Origin of the sequence: Planktothrix pseudagardhii, from assembly GCF_904830925.1 — a bacterium.
GTDB lineage: Bacteria > Cyanobacteriota > Cyanobacteriia > Cyanobacteriales > Microcoleaceae > Planktothrix > Planktothrix tepida.
The window spans coordinates 3,177,520-3,195,315 of the sequence record NZ_LR882967.1; the positions used below are offsets into that span (position 1 = coordinate 3,177,520).

The window sequence follows — 17,796 nt, forward strand, 5'->3', positions numbered from 1 at the left end:
GAGTTATGAATCAAAATTCTTTCAGAAACCAATGGAATGAACAAGGTTTCATCGTTATTCCTCAACTATTAGAGGCTTCCGAGGTGAGGAAACTGCAAAGGATTTGTGATCGCATTTTTCAAGACTGGTTGCAGGAGTCATCCACACCTGAACAAGCTGCCAATTTTACCAATTTAGCTTTTTTAACCGAACCTCGTTATTTTATTCATCATCCTGAAGAACTTCCGGTCTTATTAAATGCGATCGCAAATCCCAAAATTTTAGACATTTTAAATCAAATTGTAGATGAAGATTTATTATTTTATAATACCCAATATTTTTTCAATCCAGCTAACCATACCCGTGCAGGAGATTGGCATCGAGATCAACAGTTTGATGCTCCCGATGAAGACACCGAAAAAGTGAGAATGAAGCAAAGCATTGGGATTCATGTCCATATTGCCTTGATTCCCGATAGTAATTTAGAATATATTCCGGGTTCTCACCAGCGTTGGGACACACCTCAAGAACGAGAGATTCGTAAAGGTTTAAACGGTAAAAAGCCGAATTCTCCAGCGATGCCGAATGCGACTCGAATTCATCTCAATTCAGGAGATGCAGTATTTTTTGATGCCTGGGGTATTCATCGCGGAAATTATATTGCGGATGTACCTCGTCGAACCTTTGATATCATCTATGGAACTCTAGCTGATTGGTGTTCACCTCCTCCAACTTGTTTTTTACAACCTAATATTCTACAAGAATTAACTCCCGAATCTCAAAATTTATTTAAGGGTTTAATTAATATTCTTTCAGCTTTAAATCCAAATTAATGAGTGTTTTCTTTCTTGATTATCAACCGCAAAGAATTATCCCTGATCCTTGCGGTTTCTTGCTCCTTGTTCTTTGTTCCCTAAAGATGAGATAATTAAATGATGCTCTCTTGATCAGGATTCTTATGCACGATTCTACCGTAAAAATGCCGACCCGTAATTTTTCGCTCCTGGCTCCTGTACCTGAAATTCATTTGATTTCTGCTCAGGAGGTCTGTGAACAGGAGGGAAAAGTAGCCTTTGGAAGTCGTGAATTTGAAGTGTTTCGCAAAATTGACCTAGATCGTAATGAACGCCCTGTGAAGGTGTTAATTTATGCCTCTGAACAAGAAAATCGCTCTTTTATTCCTAAAGTAACTTGGCAAGGATTATATATTGGTCATAGTGATTCGAGGCGTGGTCGCCATCCCCAAGGCATGAAATATCGTCCAGCAACGGCAGCAAATGATGCCTTAGATGCAGCGATTTTTTGGGAAGTCACCGATCTCAGACCCTTAGAAATTCCGGTCAATATTTCTAACTTCAAAGGATTAGGAAAAAAAGAACCTTTTGCCTCCCGATTTGTGCCGGAAAAACCTTTAATCATTCAATATTTTTAATAGATTAATGAATGAAAAACGATCAACTCCTTGATTCACTCGGATTATAAGCTTACTTAGTCTTGTTAACCCGACGACCAATCCCCTCCCCTTTAAGTTTTGGAAGACCTGCCCTTGCCAATAAAACACCGATTTGGACACAAATCATCCCGACGACGGCACTCCCAAAAAAATAAAGGAACATCGTTTGGGTCTCTCCCCGGGCTAAGAAACCATTGGCTTCTAAACCGTAGGTAGAAAAGGTTGTATAAGCACCGCAGAAACCGGTTGTCGTCATCAGTCGCAGTTCAGGTGTGATCTGTCGAATATTCTCAATCGCTAGAGTCAAAATATAAGCAATCAATAAACAACCGGTCACATTAATCAAAAATGTACTGTAAAAGCCAAAATTTTTTCCAAAAATTGCTTGGGTGGCTTCAGTTAAATAGAAACGACTTAATGCACCAAAAATAGCCCCAATTGCCACAGATATAGCATAACGTCCTTTCAAAAACTCCATGTTTTTTCCCTAAAATTAGTTGTGTTCAGTTCATACGAGATCAATCTCAACTTTTGTTTATGAAGAAGGTACAATAATATTAGCGATCGCAACGCCTATCATCACCGCTATCAAACCCACAATTGCACTCCCAGCCCAATAAAAAGCAGTCGCAACGGTTTGTTTATTCCGCCAGAGACTTAAAGTATCAAACCCGTAGGTTGAAAATGTGGTGTAAGACCCTAAAAATCCAGTTCTAATGAGTAAATCTAATTCTTTGGGATAGCCTGTAATTCCTTTGGAAATTGTAAAAAAGAAACCTACAGCTAAACATCCCGTTAAATTAATAATAAATGTTCCATAGGGAAATTTTGTTCCGAATTTAGCTTTTGTCCATTCGGTCAGTTGATACCGAGATAGTGCCCCTGGTACTGCTCCTGCTGCGATCGCTAAAACGTTAGTGAGGTCTGACATGATTAGAATTGATCCTTTGCTTGATGGCAGTCGGTTTTCTAATAATACTAATGTACTATCACTCCCTACAACCCTCAACAAACAACAGACAATAAAAAAGAGAGAGTCGCTTTGGCAACTCTCCCTACCATCAGGGTGCATCTACATAGCATAATATAACGTTTTTAGGGTGGGGGGTCAACCCCCCTATTTAAAGATTGTGTAAAAAATTTACAATTATTGTTAAAGTTCTGTAAATTAGGGATTCAGGGGACAGCTAACGGTCAAGGGACACCACCTTTACTTTTGCAAAGCTTAACGGAGTTATAGGTTTTTTAATAAATCTTTACGATTAATCCATGCAACAATAGAGAACAAGTTAAAAAGTCATCATCAATTATCTAGGGAGGTCATGAATGGTAGCCCTCACTGACCGTGTAAAACAAAATCGTTTAACCATTGAAGTTAAAGACATTGCTGCTGATACCACGGCAATTCGTTCCCTAGATTGGGATCGGGAAAGATTTGACATAGAATTTGGTCTGCAAAATGGTACAACCTATAATTCCTTTATCATTCGCGGGGAAAAACTAGCCCTCGTTGATACATCCCACGCTAAGTTTCGCCAACTGTATTTAGATACGCTGAAGGGATTAATTAATCCTGCTGATATTGACTATTTAATTATTAGTCATACTGAACCCGATCATAGTGGCTTAGTTAAAGATGTCCTAGAACTCGCGCCTAATGCTACCGTTGTGGGGGCGAAAGTGGCGATTCAATTTTTAGAAAATTTAACCCATACGCCCTTTAAAAGTAAATTAGTCAAAAATGGCGATACTTTAGACTTAGGGAATGATCATGTTTTAGAATTTGTTTCCGCCCCGAATTTGCATTGGCCGGATACCATTTTTAGTTATGATCGGAAAACCCAAACGTTATTTACCTGTGATGCGTTTGGAATGCACTATTGTTCTGATCACACCTACGATGAAAGTTTAGCTGACATTGAACCGGATTTTCGCTTTTATTATGAGTGTTTAATGGCTCCGAATGCACGTTCGGTGATTAGTGCCATGAAACGCATGGAACCGTTAGGAGAAATTACCACCATTGCCACCGGACACGGCCCTTTATTACGGCATAATTTAAAAGAATTAACCGGACGTTATTGGAAATGGAGCCAGGAACAAACCAAATCAGAAACTAGCGTCGCGGTGTTTTATTTCTCCGATTATGGGTATAGCGATCGCCTTTCCCAAGCCATTGCTCACGGGATTACCAAAACAGGTGTAGCGGTAGAAATGATGGATTTACGCACGGCTGAACCCCCAGAAGTGCGCGAATTAGTGATGAGTTCTGCGGGATTTGTGATTGGAATGCCACCTGTTTCGGGTGTCAATTCTGAACTGGCAGAAGAAGCCATTAATACCATTATTGCATCGGCTCATAATAAGCAAGCTTACGGTTTATATGAGTCGGGAGGTGGCAATGATTTATCATTATATCCGTTGCAAGTTAAACTCAATGATGCCGGATTAAAACAATCTTTTCCTTCAATTCGGATTACTGAAACGCCCCACGATACCACCTATCAAACCTGTGATGAAGCGGGAACGGATATCGGGCAATGGTTGAGTCGGGATAAAACCGTGAAGCAGATGAAATCCCTGGATACAAACTTAGATAAAGCCCTGGGACGCTTAAGCGGTGGGTTGTATATTATTACGGCTCAAAAAGGAGAAGTGAGCAGTGCGATGTTAGCCTCTTGGGTGACTCAAGCGAGTTTTCAACCGTTAGGATTAACCATTGCAGTGGCAAAAGATCGGGCAATTGAAGCGTTAATGCAAGTCGATGATCAATTTGTGCTCAATGTTTTAGCCGAAAATAATTATCAAAAATTAATGCGACACTTCTTAAAACGATTTGCTCCGGGTGCCGATCGATTTGAAGGCGTTAATACCCAAACTGCTAACAATGGCAGTCCCATTTTAACGGATGCTTTAGCCTATTTAGAATGCCAAGTCCAAAGTCGGATGGAGTTAAGTGATCACTGGATTGTTTATGCCACCGTTGATAACGGACGGGTCAGTGATCCTGAAGTGTTACCTGCGGTTCACCATCGCAAAGTCGGTAATCATTATTAATCCTGATTAGATCCCCCCTAACCCCGGAATCTCAAAGTTTCCCTGATTCAGGGGGATCTTTAACACTGAGGAAAGATCAAAAAAATTTTTTAATCCAGAATTATGTCTAATCAAAAACCGCGTGATGTTCAAGTTTTTTTAATTGGGAATGATACAAAAGTTGTGCGATCGCGCACTTGGGATCGATTAAAATTTGAAGTGGAATATTCTCTGCAACGGGGAACAACGGCGAATAGTTATATTATTGAAGCCGAGCAAACTGCAATTATTGATCCTCCTGGAGAATCCTTTACCCAAAATTATATTGAAGCGTTACAAAGTCGCTTAAATTTAGAACAGTTGAATTATATTATTTTGGGTCACTTTAATGCCAATCGGGGGGCAACATTAAAGGCTTTATTAACATTATCACCCCAGGCAACATTCGTTTGCTCTAATCCTGCTGCGTTAGCCTTACGGGAATATTTTGAAGATGAAAACTTAAAGATTTTAACCATCAAGGGGGAAGAAACTTTAGATTTAGGTCAAGGTCATCAATTACAGTTTATTTTAACCCCGACTCCTCGCTGGCCTGATGAAATTTTAACCTATGATCCGGCTACGGAAATTTTATTTTCTGATAAACTATTTGGGGCGCACGTTTGCGGCGATCAAGTGTTTGATGAAGGGTGGTCAGTGTATAGCGATGATCGACGGTTTTATTATGACTGTCTTCATGCCGCCCAAGCTAAACAAGTGCTTTCTACTCTCGATAAAATTAAAGACTTACCTGCAATTAAATTCTATGCAACAGGTCATGGGCCGTTAGTGAAATATGGCATGACTGAACTGACCAATTTATATCAACAATGGAGTGAAAAACAAAAATCTAATGAATTAAATGTGGCATTAATCTATGCTTCAGCCTATGGAAATACGGCTACTGTTGCCCAAGCGATCGCTAAAGGTTTAACCAAATCTGATGTGGCTGTAGAATTAATTAATTGTGAATACGCCAAATCTTCAGAAATTCAAGAAGCGTTAGAAAAATGTGATGGGTTTATTATTGGTTCACCCACATTAGGCGGTCATGCGCCGACACAAGTTCAAACGGCTTTAGGGGTGATTTTAAATACCGCTTCTACAAATAAATTAGCGGGTGTTTTTGGGTCGTATGGATGGAGTGGGGAAGCGATTGATTTGTTAGAAGGTCGCTTGAAAGATGCAGGGTATAAATTTGGTTTTGAACCCATTCGGGTGAAATTTGCTCCAACGGATGTTACGTTACACACTTGCAAAGAAGCGGCGGTTGACTTTGCTCAAACCCTCAAACGCACGCAAAAACGGCGGGCTTTTCGCCCCACTGCGACTTCATCGGGGGCTGATCGCACCGCCCAAGCCATAGGGCGTATCGTGGGTTCGTTGTGTGTCGTCTCCGGTCGTCGAGGCGAGGTGTGCAGCGCTATGTTAGCGTCCTGGGTATCCCAAGCCACCTTTAACCCTCCGGGGTTTACCGTTGCTGTGGCGAAGGATCGGGCTTTGGAACCTTTAACCCATATTGGGGATCCGTTTGTTCTGAATATTTTGCAGGAAGGGAAACAACTGCGAAAACATTTTCTGAAGCGATATGAACCGGGAGAAGATCGATTTGTTGGGTTAGAAACAGAAGCAGCATCGAATGGTTGTTTGATCTTAAAAGATGCCTTAGCTTATCTGGAATGTGAGGTTAAAAATCGGATGGAATGTGGTGATCATTGGGTGATTTATGCCACAGTTAATAATGGTCATTTATTGCATCCAGAAGGGGTTACGGCTGTTCATTATCGTAAAACCGGATCGCAGTATTAATCAAAACTCAAACTTTTGCCAATTACTAGCCAGCAAAACAGGCAAGATGCTTGTTTGCTGGCTTAAAAAACATCCATTAGCCATTACCTATTCCCTATAATTAGGTATGACCCAAACTTTTCCAATTGAGCGTACTCTCAAAACCTTTAGTCAACTGCAAACTCAATTCAATCTTCAGCGCAGCACTGATGATCAATTTTTCACGGAATGGTTAAACTCTGACAACGAACTAACACAACAGGAACAACAAGTTCTTGATGCTATTCAGCAAAAATACTTTTATCAACTCTCAGACAATCAACTTGGAGAAGAAACGATTAAATTAATTGTGTTATCTCCACTGCTGAATTTGGCTGGTTTTTTTGATGCCCCTTTTCGCTTTAAAACGAAAACAACTGTGCAAATTACAGTAGATAGTAATGATATTATTTATCGAGGGAGGATAGATGCACTGATTTTGCTAGAAACACTTTGGGTTGTGGTGATAGAATCCAAAGAAACAAGTTTTTCTTTAGAACTGGCTTTACCACAAACCTTAGCTTATATGTTAGGGAATCCTACACCGGAAAAGCCTGTTTTTGGAATGGTAACCAATGGTGGAAATTTTATCTTTGTTAAACTCCAAATCCAAGAATTTCCCCAATATGAATTATCTAATATATTTTCTCTCCTTCCCCGCCGCAACCAACTCTATGAGGTGTTGCAAATTCTCAAGGGTTTGGGACAAATTGCAATTCAGTCAAACCAAAATTAGAAAAAACCATGAACATTCAACGCCGGGAAACATGGCCGACAACGGTTGAAGAGGCGATGGTAATTCAAAACCAACTTAAATCCTTAGTTCGGACAACAGATGAATTAAAAACTGTTAAATATGTGGCTGGGGTTGATGTAGGATTTAAAGAAGATTATACCATTTCTCAAGCAGCAGTAGCGGTCTTAAGTTTTCCTGATTTAACATTACAAGAAACTGCGATCGCCCAACGTCCAACCACCTTTCCTTATATTCCTGGATTTTTATCATTTCGAGAAGTTCCTGTAATTTTAGATGTTTTAGAAAAATTAACAATAACCCCTAATTTAATTATCTGTGATGGTCAAGGAATTGCCCACCCTAGACGATTTGGATTAGCCTGTCATTTAGGGGTATTAATTGATCAACCGACCATTGGCGCGGCTAAATCGCTATTAATTGGAAAACATGACGATCTCCCGGCTGAAAAAGGCAGTTGGACACCGTTAAAAAACAAAGGAGAAATCATTGGTGCAGTGCTACGTTCGAGAACTAATGTTAGACCCCTTTATATTTCCCCAGGTCATCGGATTAGTTTAGAAACGTCTATTGATTATGTCTTAAACTGTCTGACTAAATATCGTTTACCTGAAACCACCCGATGGGCGGATAAATTAGCTTCCCATACTTAATTTTTATTATACACCCAGTCGCTCATTTAATCTATTGATTTTAAAGAAGATTTAAGATATTTTAACCCTAACCAAGCCAATCCACAACCAATAACATAATAGGGAAAATCCCACCAGGAAAATGTTGTTCCCAGTAATAACCGACCTAATAAGGTTGCACGAATTACTTCTAAGAAAGGCGGTTTCCAGAGTTGAGCAAATTCTAAAATAGAAGTTACAATAAAAACCCAAAATGCAACCCATCCAGGGGATAAAATAGGATTAATAAAAACAACTAAAAGCACCCAAAATATTTCATAAAATACCCCACCTACAGAATTATTCAGCCATAAATCAAACGGCCCCTTATAAAATTTACTGGCTAATCCAATGGGAATTAAAGCAATTAAACTGATTAAAATAATTTGTTGATATTGCTTGAGTTTCATGGTTCAAAAAGCTGGATATTTTTGTTGTGCTTTAGCACTTGATTTTTAGGTTAAAGCACAACAACGAACTTTAGAAAAAACTATTTAATTTTAACGCCTCGAATGGAATAATCCAGTAATTCCATTGGGTGCATTAACGGAATATCCTTTCCTTGTAATTGTAAATGCTTTTTAATTTGTAACGAACAACCCGGATTTGCAGAAGCAATTAATTCCGCCCCCGTATTGGTTAAATTTTCCACTTTTTGTTGTCCTAATTCTTCAGCGACTTCCGGTTGTAATAAATTATAAACTCCCGCACTTCCACAGCATAAAGCCGCATCGAGGGGTTCTCGTAAGTTTACCCCTGGAATTTGTTGCAAAAGTTGACGAGGTTGGGAACTAATTTTTTGTCCATGTAATAAATGACAAGCATCTTGATAAACTAAGGTTAATTCTCCGGTTTCTGTTAAGGGATACAGGGTTTTTGTTAAACCAATTTCGGCTAAAAATTCTTGTACATCCTTCACTTTTTTTGCAAATTCTTCCGCTTGTTCTCGATATTGAGGATCATCTTTCAAGATATGTCCATATTCTTTTAAAGTATGACCACATCCCGCCGCATTAATAATAATAGCATCCACATTTGTTCCCGAAAATCGATCAATCATTTGTTTAATTAACGTATGAGATTGTTCGGTTTGTCCTTGATGTTCGGGTAACGCCCCACAACACCCTTGATTTCTCGGAATTACGACTTCACACCCATTGGCCGTTAAAACTCTCACCGTTGCTTCATTAACCGGATTAAAAAATAACCGTTGAACACAGCCTAAAATTACCCCGACTCGATAACGTTTTTCCCCTTGGGCGGGAATAATGACCGGGAAATCCTCTCGAAACGCCTCAGCAGTAATTTCGGGTAAAATGGATTCCATTGCGGCTAAACGGGGAGAAATTTTGGGTAATAAACCCGTTGTTCTCACAATTTTTTGTACTCCTAATTTTTGATAGATGAAAAGCGGAATTAAAAACGCTCTTAAACGGTTGGGATAGGGAAATAAATTAAAGATTAAGGCGCGAATTAAACGGTCTGGTAAACTGCGAGGTACATTTCGTTCAACTTGGGGACGAGTGGCGGTAATTAATTGATCATATTTAACCCCAGATGGACAAGTCGTAACGCAGGCTAAACAGCCTAAACAACTATCAAAATGTTGGGCGGTTGTTTCTCCTAAAGACGCATCATTTTTGGAAATCGCATCCATTAAATAAATTCGTCCCCTAGGAGAGTCCATTTCTGTTCCTAACACTCGATAACTGGGACAAGTCGATAAACAAAATCCACAGTGAACGCAGGTACTAATAAAATTGGGATTAGGAGGATTAATTGAGTCAAACCCTGGAATTTCATCCGAGGTTAAATGGGGGTTTTGTCCTAAAAAATTACTGTCTTTTGCCGGAATTAATTGAGATTCAGCAACAAAGTCAGAGGTTGACATTTTAACAAAATTCTCCTATGATTATAGATCAATTAAATTCCACCGACAAAGCGATTAGGGCTAAACTGATTTTGAGGATCAAATTGTTTTTTGATTTGGCGCATTAAATTTAACGCATTTCCTGAATATCCCCAAACTTCTAACTGTTGTTTTAACTCTAGGGGTGCTTTTAAAATAGATAAAAAACCGCCTTGAGATTCGCACCATTTTCTTAAGTTTAACAGAGTTTCTGAAGAAACGCTTTCAAACTGTAAAACTCCTAAACCAACTCCAGCATGAATAACGCCTAGGGTTTGACATTGCATCAAGGTTTTAACCGCAGAGGTGGGGGTAATACCAATTTTACAAAGAATAGAAGTGTTAGATTCAGATTGCCAAATTTGCTGTTTTAATTGTTGCCATAAATTCCCCTCATCAACGTCAAAATATATCGCTTTTAACCCTAATTTTTCTCCCAATTCCATTAATCGTTGACTTTGTTGTTGTACACTTTCAGGAATACTTTGAAACTGAACAACTAAACCAATATGATCTCCCAATCCTAATACTTTTGAAAGATTAGTAGAGATTAAATCCACAGCAACGGGAGTTAAAGCCGAAGATAATAAGGTTTGGTTGACTTGTGTAATTGCTTCCGGTTCTCCGGTTAAAATAACGGTTCCTGAAGATTCCGCTTGGGGATAAACTCGTAGGGTAATTTGGCTAATTATTCCCAGGGTTCCATAGGAGCTTGTGAATAATTTCATTAAGTCATAACCGGCTACATTTTTAACAACTCGACCTCCCGCTTTAGCGATTTTTCCATCATAACGAACAATAGAAATCCCCAATATCATATCGCGGATACTACGATAACGTTGTCGTAGAGAACCAGTATCACCTGTGGCAATAATTCCCCCGATTGTTGCTCGTTCTGGATAGGTGGGATCGAATCCTAAAAATTGGTTTTTCTGATCTAAAATAGCTTTTAATTGGGAAAATTTCATTCCCGCTTCTACTGTAACTGTTAAATCTCCAACGGCGTGTTCAATCAGTTGATTCATTCGTTCTGTACTAACGGCAAAATCAACGGATTTAATCAATCCTCCCCAATTAATTTTACTACAAGAACCACAGGGCAAAATGCTCAATTTCTCTTGATGACTATAGGCAATGACTTGAGATAATTCATCTTGAGTTTGAGGATAAATAATCCCTTGAAGAGTTGTTTCGGGTGCGAAGGATTGTATCATCTGTTGTTGTCGCAGGGGTTCGATTTCGTCCCAAGGTTGGACATTAGCTTCCCCTACGATTTTCTCGAATTCCTGTCGGTTTTTAAGGTCGGTGGTAGAAATCACGTTGATTCAAAACAATAGATTGATTTGAGCAAAAATTAAGTTATAACTATTCTAGCAGCGAATAGAGAATCGGGAACCGATCAGGAAAAATAAACTTTAAGCAGTCAGCAGTCATTATTTTGAGGAGAAAGTTATGGAATTTAAGGATATTATCGCATTAATCCATCCTGTATTGGCGGTGGGTTTTGTGTTTCCCCTGATTGGCATTTCTGTCTATATGGCATGGCAAACCCGTCAACGTCGTCTCTACTATTCTGATCAAGAGAATAAAAGTAAAATTGCGGCTATTGTCGGACAAGAACATTTAAAAATCGGTCGGTGGTTAACTGGTTCAGTGGTGGCAATTACCTTGATTGCTTTAGCTTATTCTATTTATTTTAAAGGTGTTTTTAATAATTTATCGCCGGAAAAAATGCCTCAAGCTATTTTTATTGTTTTAATGTTTATATTCACGCTTGTTTCTCTAATTTTACTGTATCGAGCTAAACCAAATCAACCCCTATGGCGAGGAATTTTTGCCACCTTAACAGGCATGGGAATTGTCGTGATAGGATGCCAAGATGGGGTTTTTAGACGAGGATACGAGTGGCAATTTTCTCATTATTATTATGGGGTAGCAGCAGCTTTATTAATGATTTTTTCCTTAGCGATTGTACCCGATATTTATAAATCGAATCGCTGGAGAATAACCCATACCGTTCTCAATTGTATCGCTTTATTATTATTTTTAGGTCAAGGCATGACGGGAACGAGAGATTTATTAGAAATTCCCCTGAGTTGGCAACAACAACATCTCTATCAATGTGATTGGAATCAGAGAACTTGTCCTCAACCGCCTAAAAGTTAAGGATTAGAATTTTGCCCCCCAAAACCCTCTAACTTTTGGGGGTATCCATTTGTTTTATTTTCGGCGATTTGTCGGATTAGGGCTTGCAATTCAGGAGATAATTCTAAGGGAACACTTCCCCGAATATTGACATCTCGTTGAGGAAAGGGAATCTCGATCTTATATTGTCTAAAAAGGGATTCTATTTGAAAATAAAGATCACTTTTAATTATAAACTGACGGCTAGGTTTAGAGATCCAAACTCTTAATTCAAAATTGAGTGAATTGTCTCCAAAACCTTTAAATAAAACTTGAGGAGAGGGAAGAGATAAAACTTCAGAATTCGCTTTTGCTGCTGATAATAATAAATCTTTGACAATCTCTACACTCGACTTATAGGCAACCCCCACAGATAAGCGTAAACCGGAAATAGGATTGTCATGATGCCAATTAATCAGTTCTGATTCTAAAAAACGAGAATTTGGGACAATAATAGAGACTTGATCTAAAGTTTTAATCACCGTACTGCGAGCACCAATTCGTTCGACCGTACCCATATAATCCCCCACTTCAACAAAATCTCCGACTTGAATGGGACGTTCAAATAACAAAACTAAACCACTCCCAAAATTTTTAGCAATATCTTGAAATCCAAACCCAATTCCAATCCCTAATGCACTAGCTAAAATCGTTAAAGAACTTAAATCTAACCCCCAAACTTGTAATAAAACAATGGTTCCCAGGGAAATAAACCCATATCGAAAAATCACTGCAACGACTTCTTGAGCACCTCGACTAATGCGGGTGGCATTTAAAACACGAGATTGTAAAAGGTCGGTGATGACTTTAGCAAAAACGATTAATCCCCACACTAAACTCACTAAAATTAATAAGTCAGGAATAGAATAGGACGCTTTATTAATGGTAATCAGTTTAGAAGTTAAGGTTGAAATTAAGGTTCCCGTTAATCGATAACTTAAAAGTCGGGTAAAGGGAAATTGATTAGTCAGATAGAGAATAATAGCTGTCCATAATCCTAATCTTGTACCTGCTAGAGTTAAACTTAAAAATAACTCTAAATTTTGGGGCTTATTTCCTGATGGAGAGGATTCAGGAGTTGACTTAATAAATAATTGAAAAAATCGGTGGAGAGAATGATGCAAAAACCAACCTAATCCCCAATGAACTAAGCCTCCCAAGAACAGCACTAAAATACTTTTAAAGGTTGTTTTTTTAAAGAAATCAAGACTGCGTTCTTTCCTTGCTTCCTTAACCGCTTCTTGAATTTCAGAACGCCAGATTTGAGCTTGATCTTCAGGAAGATTTTGCTTTTGTGTATCTTCTTGAGTTACCGTCAGTAAATAGGAATTATTCAGCCAAAGGGTGGGTTGTTCATTGATGGGTTTAACTTTAACTTCTATGGGTTCTGTTGATATTGCCGCTTGTTGTAATTTGGTACTAATCATTTCTGCTCGTTCTTGAGCAGTCAAATTTTCGGCTCCACTGACTTTAAAAATGGCTCGTCCGTCTAAAGTTACGCCAGCAATATTAGATTGAAATAAGGGTTGAAATTGTTCCTGTGCTGAGGCTGGAAACCCGAACATATAAATCAGGCAGATCAACACAAGCAAAATTATTTTGCTGAACTTATTTCTTAACATGATTTTAAGGGTTTTAAACAATTTTATCATTAAAATAGGTTAATAATCTACAATAGATTAAACATGACTTGGGAAAGAATAAACAACATAAGTGTTACGTCCCTTGCTCTTAGCTTCATAAAGTGCTTGATCAGCTTGAATGACTAAACCCGTGGGTGATGTGTTTGGATTAGGATATTGACCCGAAATTCCAAAACTCAAGGTGATTTGTCGATAAATAGAAAAATTAGTGTGCAGAAGATGAAGTTGTTCCACTTCAAGCTGTATATTTTTAGTAACTTGTATCGCACCGTCTAGGGGAGTCTCAGGCAGTATAATAACAAATTCTTCACCCCCATAACGGAAAACAGCATCCCCAGGACGTTTAACCGCACGATTAATGGCATGAGCAACTTGTTTCAGACACAGATCTCCAGCCGGATGACCATAGGTATCATTATAAGTTTTAAAATAGTCTAAATCACACAAAATTAAGGAAATAAATTGTTTGTTTCTAGCCATTTGTCGCCAAGAACGAGGCAACTGATCATCAAAATAACGACGATTTCCTAAGCCGGTTAAGCTGTCAATAAAAGCTAATTTTTGTAATTTAGAATTCGCTTCTTTTAAAGCATCCTCCATTTGCATCCGTTGTTCAACTTCTAATTTTAATTGATAATTTTTTTCAAAGAGAGTCTGATTTTGGGATTTTAATTGGTGATGAAGATGTCTAATCATCAGTTGAGTTTTAACTCGAACAATGACTTCTTCGGGTTGAAACGGTTTTTTGATATAGTCTACTGCTCCTTCTGAAAAAGCTCTGACAATATCTTCAGGTTGATCATGAACACTAATCATTAAAATCGGAATACTATCGGTTTTGGGATGCGCTTTAATTTGACGACACAGTTCATAACCATTAATATCAGGAAGTTGAATATCTAATAAGATTAAATCTGGGATTTGAGTTTCAATAGTTGCCAAGGCAATTTTACCATTAATTGCTTTTCTAACTCGATAACCTTGTTCCGATAAAATTGCTGCTAAAACTCGCAAATTATCAGGATAATCATCAATAATTAATATTTCACAGGAATTTAAAGAATTTTGATCGTTATTCATTGCTTAGGGGATTGAATCGGATGAGTTAAATCAATAATTAGATCAAATCTAAAATTTAGCACCCATTCTTTAATCACTTGGGTCAAATCCAAAAAATCTCCGGGGATTTGATCAATTAATTTTAAAACTAAATCATCGCTACATTGAGTAGCTGCATAGTGTAATTCTTGAATGAATGCAGGGGGTAACATCGCCAATTGAGTTTTCAAGGTATAACTTACTGAAGATGTTGTCATTGTAGGCAATATACAATTTGAATAAGGTTCTTGATACAAATATTCTACTCCTAAATGTTCGCGAATTTTCTCTAACAAAACTTCTTCTTTAAAAGGTTTACTAATCCAATCATTACATCCCGCTACGGAAATAGAGTGTCGATCTTGTTCAAAAACAGAGGCAGTAATCGCTAAAATCGGAATGGCATTTTGCTGTTCTTGGCTGCGAATTTGACGAGCTGTAGCAAAACCATCGAGAATCGGTAATTGCATATCTAAACAAATTAAATCAGGTTGCCAACTTTGCCAAAGTGCTAAAGCTTCTTGACCATCACAGGCTTCTTGAACGTCAAAACCAATTTTTCCTAGTATTTTTACTAATAATGAACGGTTATCTGAATCATCGTCCACAATTAAAATACGAGCCGGCTTTTGATCGGGTGCAAGATGAATGATTTGTTGCTGGATATGGGGAGATGATATGGTGGGTTCTGTGTCGATTTTGGCTTGAATTTCAAAGGTAAAAATTGACCCTTGATCTCGAATAGACTCTACTTGAATATCCCCCCCATTAACTGGACAAAATGACGGCTAATGGGTAAGCCTAATCCTGTTCCTTGGCCTGATTGACGACCCGCTTCAGTTTGGGAAAATGCTTCAAATAATAAACAAAGTTCTTCGGGAGAAATCCCAACTCCTGTATCTTTGATTTTAAATTGAATCTGGATTTTGGGATTTTTGGATAAACCTTCTAAGACAGTAGAAAAATTGAACTGTGAGCAAAGTTCGGGATAATCACTATTTACCATACTATTGTGTAATTCAATAGAAGGTTCCTGTCCCGCTTTCTTTTCAGCACTCACACACAATTGAACTCGACCTTTTTCTGTAAATTTAATGGCATTTCCTAATAAATTTGCTAAGACTTGGCGTAATTTTCTTTCATCTGCAATAATATATTGAGGAACCGTAGGGGAAATTTCCAGTTCAAATAATAAGCCTTTACTTTCTGCTTTTAAGTGCAACATATCTTTAATATTATGAAGCAGCATTAACAGATCAAATCGAGTTTCCATTAATGTTATTTTTCCGGCTTCAATTTTAGAGAGTTCTAAAACATCATTAATTAAATCCAGTAAATGTTCTCCACTGCGATTAATAATTTCGATATGTTTGCGTTGTTCTAAGGACATAGAAAAATCTTTCTTTAAGGAATGAAAAATAAATAACTTGCACAACTAAACCCTGGAAACCTTGATCCACTGTAAACTATTTCTCAATTAGTCACCTTATTGGTTTTTCATTCCTAAGATTTGGGCAAATCCTAAAATCGCATTCAACGGAGTTCGGAGTTCATGGCTCATATTAGCTAAAAATTCACTTTTAGCTGCATTAGCTGACTCTGCCGATTGTTTGGCAATTTTCAATTCTTCTGTTTGCTGTTTGATCTTAGAAAAGAGTTGAGCTTGATGAACCGCTACCCCTAATTGACTGGCAATTTGTACGACCATTTGCATTTCTGTTTGTTCCCATTTGCGAAAATTTGTATTTTGATAAGCCGCTAACAAACCCCATAATTGATTCCCGCAAAAAATGGCAACGGTTAAATAAGATTTAGCTTGAAATCGTTCTAATAAATCAATATAACAAGGACTAAAATGGCTTTTATAAATATTCTCAACACATCGATAACTTACCCCTCGGCTGTAAACTCCCCCTTGGGTTTCCTGTAAGTAAGTATCTTGAACAATAATTTCGGGAATTTCAGTTAAGCGTTCAAACACACAATCCGAATTGGAAATAGCAGCTTGATTCATCACTAGATCATAATTTTGGGCTTTGACTAAGGGTATCCAACCCGATTCTACAGATTCAGCAACAAACTTTCCACTCCAGTCAGGATTAAACTGATAAATCACAACTCGATCACACTGTAATACCTTTCTTAATTCTGCGGTTGTAGCGTTAAAAATTGTATTTAAGTTTAAGGTTTGTCGCATTCGTTGAATGACACGAGCGCTGGTTTTTTCCCGTTTAATACTATCTTGAAGTGCTAATTCTACTCGTCTTCGCTCTTTAATTTCCTGTTCTAATTGAGTTTTTTGTTGTTGTAACTGTTTTTGTTGTTGAACAATGGTGAGTTGATTTTTAACACGAATAATAACATCTTCAATTTCAAAGGGTTTTGTAATATAGTCTACTCCTCCAACTTCAAACCCCCTAACTTTATCGTTAATTTCTGCTAAAGCACTCAAAAAAATTACAGGAATATCACGGGTTTGGGGAGAAGCTTTTAATTGTTGGCAAACTTCATAACCTGTTAAACCGGGCATCATTACATCCAATAAAATCAGTTCGGGATGATGATGATTCACCTGTTTTAATGCAGATTCTCCGTCTAACGCACTGATCACTTCATATCCAACTTCCGTCAGAAAATGGCATAGTAATTCTAAATTTTCCAAAACATCATCGACAATCAGAATTTGAGTAGCCGGGGTTATATTTGCATAGTTCAACATAAGGTTTATGTTTTCCATCTTGATATGGCACGGTTTTGATCTTCTTGGTTTGAGCAAGAGCCTTCATTAACATAATAGGCTGCTGAAGCGATTGCTTCCCAGTTGAAATCAACCGTCGCCTGCTAATTATTGGGATTGAATCAGATCCCTAATGTTTGAGCTTGTTTGGATTACCTCATAATGCCCTCCATTCGTCATCTATCTCTGGAGAGATGAGTTCAGTTGAACACCCAATTGACTACTAATCAAACTCATCTATTGAGGAAGATTCGCTAATGATTTAACTATCAACGTTAAAGTAGCGACTCCGTTGAATTCTTGTCTTCCTTCTAAAGGCTAAAGTTGTTAAAAGAAGAGCTTTGGAAAAAAGTGTGAAGTGCAGAGTGTATTGAATAAAAAGATTGTTGATTGATCTAAATGTCCCCTGGAGATTCATCTCTAAACCGTTTATCGGGGGTTTGGTGGTCACTCAAACCCCCAACCC

16 protein-coding genes and 1 pseudogene are annotated in these 17,796 nt (G+C 38.0%); 7 read left to right on the forward strand and 10 right to left on the reverse strand.

Annotated features, from left to right (window positions below; genetic code table 11):
- Positions 1–5: 5 nt before the first annotated feature.
- Both NMK36_RS13490 and NMK36_RS13495 read left to right on the forward strand, forming a co-directional pair.
- Positions 6–812, forward strand: a complete 807-nt coding sequence (locus NMK36_RS13490; protein WP_072720543.1) for a phytanoyl-CoA dioxygenase family protein — start codon at positions 6–8, stop codon at positions 810–812.
- 125 nt (positions 813–937) lie between these two features.
- Positions 938–1,411, forward strand: a complete 474-nt coding sequence (locus NMK36_RS13495; protein WP_245824314.1) for a hypothetical protein — start codon at positions 938–940, stop codon at positions 1,409–1,411.
- A 52-nt stretch (positions 1,412–1,463) separates the two neighbouring features.
- Here the strand turns inward: NMK36_RS13495 and NMK36_RS13500 are convergent, their stop codons facing one another.
- Together NMK36_RS13500 and crcB are read right to left on the reverse strand one after the other, a co-directional pair.
- The gene (locus NMK36_RS13500) at positions 1,464–1,910 is read right to left on the reverse strand and encodes a fluoride efflux transporter FluC (RefSeq protein ID WP_072720544.1); all 447 of its coding nucleotides are present in this window, start codon (positions 1,908–1,910) and stop codon (positions 1,464–1,466) included.
- Positions 1,911–1,967: 57 nt separating this feature from the next.
- The gene (gene crcB / locus NMK36_RS13505; RefSeq protein ID WP_072720545.1) at positions 1,968–2,363 is read right to left on the reverse strand and encodes a fluoride efflux transporter CrcB; all 396 of its coding nucleotides are present in this window, start codon (positions 2,361–2,363) and stop codon (positions 1,968–1,970) included.
- 395 nt (positions 2,364–2,758) lie between these two features.
- On the opposite strand from crcB, the gene NMK36_RS13510 reads away from it, so the two are divergent.
- The 4 genes from NMK36_RS13510 (at position 2,759) to nfi (ending at position 7,741) form a co-directional block, all read left to right on the forward strand.
- Complete coding sequence (locus NMK36_RS13510; protein WP_072720546.1) at positions 2,759–4,489, forward strand: diflavin flavoprotein; 1,731 nt, start codon at positions 2,759–2,761, stop codon at positions 4,487–4,489.
- 102 nt (positions 4,490–4,591) lie between these two features.
- Complete coding sequence (locus NMK36_RS13515; RefSeq protein WP_072720547.1) at positions 4,592–6,316, forward strand: diflavin flavoprotein; 1,725 nt, start codon at positions 4,592–4,594, stop codon at positions 6,314–6,316.
- Between the two features lie 106 nt (positions 6,317–6,422).
- Positions 6,423–7,070, forward strand: coding sequence for a type I restriction endonuclease subunit R (locus tag NMK36_RS13520; RefSeq protein ID WP_072720548.1), 648 nt, complete (start codon positions 6,423–6,425; stop codon positions 7,068–7,070).
- An 8-nt stretch (positions 7,071–7,078) separates the two neighbouring features.
- The gene (nfi, locus tag NMK36_RS13525; RefSeq protein ID WP_072720549.1) at positions 7,079–7,741 is read left to right on the forward strand and encodes a deoxyribonuclease V; all 663 of its coding nucleotides are present in this window, start codon (positions 7,079–7,081) and stop codon (positions 7,739–7,741) included.
- A 26-nt stretch (positions 7,742–7,767) separates the two neighbouring features.
- Here nfi and NMK36_RS13530 read toward each other — a convergent pair whose 3' ends face one another.
- From NMK36_RS13530 to NMK36_RS13540, 3 genes are all read right to left on the reverse strand, one after another.
- Positions 7,768–8,169, reverse strand: coding sequence for a DUF2809 domain-containing protein (locus NMK36_RS13530; protein ID WP_072720550.1), 402 nt, complete (start codon positions 8,167–8,169; stop codon positions 7,768–7,770).
- Between the two features lie 80 nt (positions 8,170–8,249).
- A complete protein-coding gene (locus NMK36_RS13535) occupies positions 8,250–9,650 on the reverse strand; it encodes a (Fe-S)-binding protein (RefSeq protein ID WP_072720551.1) in 1,401 nt (466 codons plus the stop codon).
- 32 nt (positions 9,651–9,682) lie between these two features.
- Positions 9,683–10,987, reverse strand: a complete 1,305-nt coding sequence (locus NMK36_RS13540; RefSeq protein ID WP_245824315.1) for an FAD-binding oxidoreductase — start codon at positions 10,985–10,987, stop codon at positions 9,683–9,685.
- A 133-nt stretch (positions 10,988–11,120) separates the two neighbouring features.
- Between NMK36_RS13540 and NMK36_RS13545 the strand changes: the two genes are divergently transcribed.
- A complete protein-coding gene (locus NMK36_RS13545) occupies positions 11,121–11,834 on the forward strand; it encodes a DUF4079 domain-containing protein (protein WP_072720553.1) in 714 nt (237 codons plus the stop codon).
- On the opposite strand, the gene NMK36_RS13550 is transcribed toward NMK36_RS13545, so the two are convergent.
- The 5 genes and pseudogenes from NMK36_RS13550 to NMK36_RS13570 all read right to left on the reverse strand — a co-directional run.
- Positions 11,831–13,417 carry a mechanosensitive ion channel family protein gene (locus NMK36_RS13550; RefSeq protein WP_254173955.1) on the reverse strand — a complete coding sequence of 529 codons (1,587 nt, stop codon included), beginning with the start codon at positions 13,415–13,417 and terminating at the stop codon, positions 11,831–11,833. The genes NMK36_RS13545 and NMK36_RS13550 overlap by 4 nt on opposite strands.
- Positions 13,418–13,531: 114 nt before the next feature.
- Entirely contained in the window at positions 13,532–14,575 is a 1,044-nt protein-coding gene (locus NMK36_RS13555; RefSeq protein WP_072720555.1) for a GGDEF domain-containing response regulator, read from the reverse strand.
- The gene (locus NMK36_RS13560; protein WP_254173956.1) at positions 14,572–15,201 is read right to left on the reverse strand and encodes a response regulator; all 630 of its coding nucleotides are present in this window, start codon (positions 15,199–15,201) and stop codon (positions 14,572–14,574) included. The genes NMK36_RS13555 and NMK36_RS13560 overlap by 4 nt, the downstream gene beginning before the upstream one ends.
- Before the next feature lie 140 nt (positions 15,202–15,341).
- The gene (locus NMK36_RS13565) at positions 15,342–15,866 is read right to left on the reverse strand and encodes a sensor histidine kinase (protein ID WP_367997214.1); all 525 of its coding nucleotides are present in this window, start codon (positions 15,864–15,866) and stop codon (positions 15,342–15,344) included.
- Positions 15,867–15,890: 24 nt separating this feature from the next.
- Positions 15,891–17,330, reverse strand: a pseudogene (locus tag NMK36_RS13570) (response regulator); the annotation flags it as partial.
- Positions 17,331–17,796 lie beyond the last annotated feature (466 nt).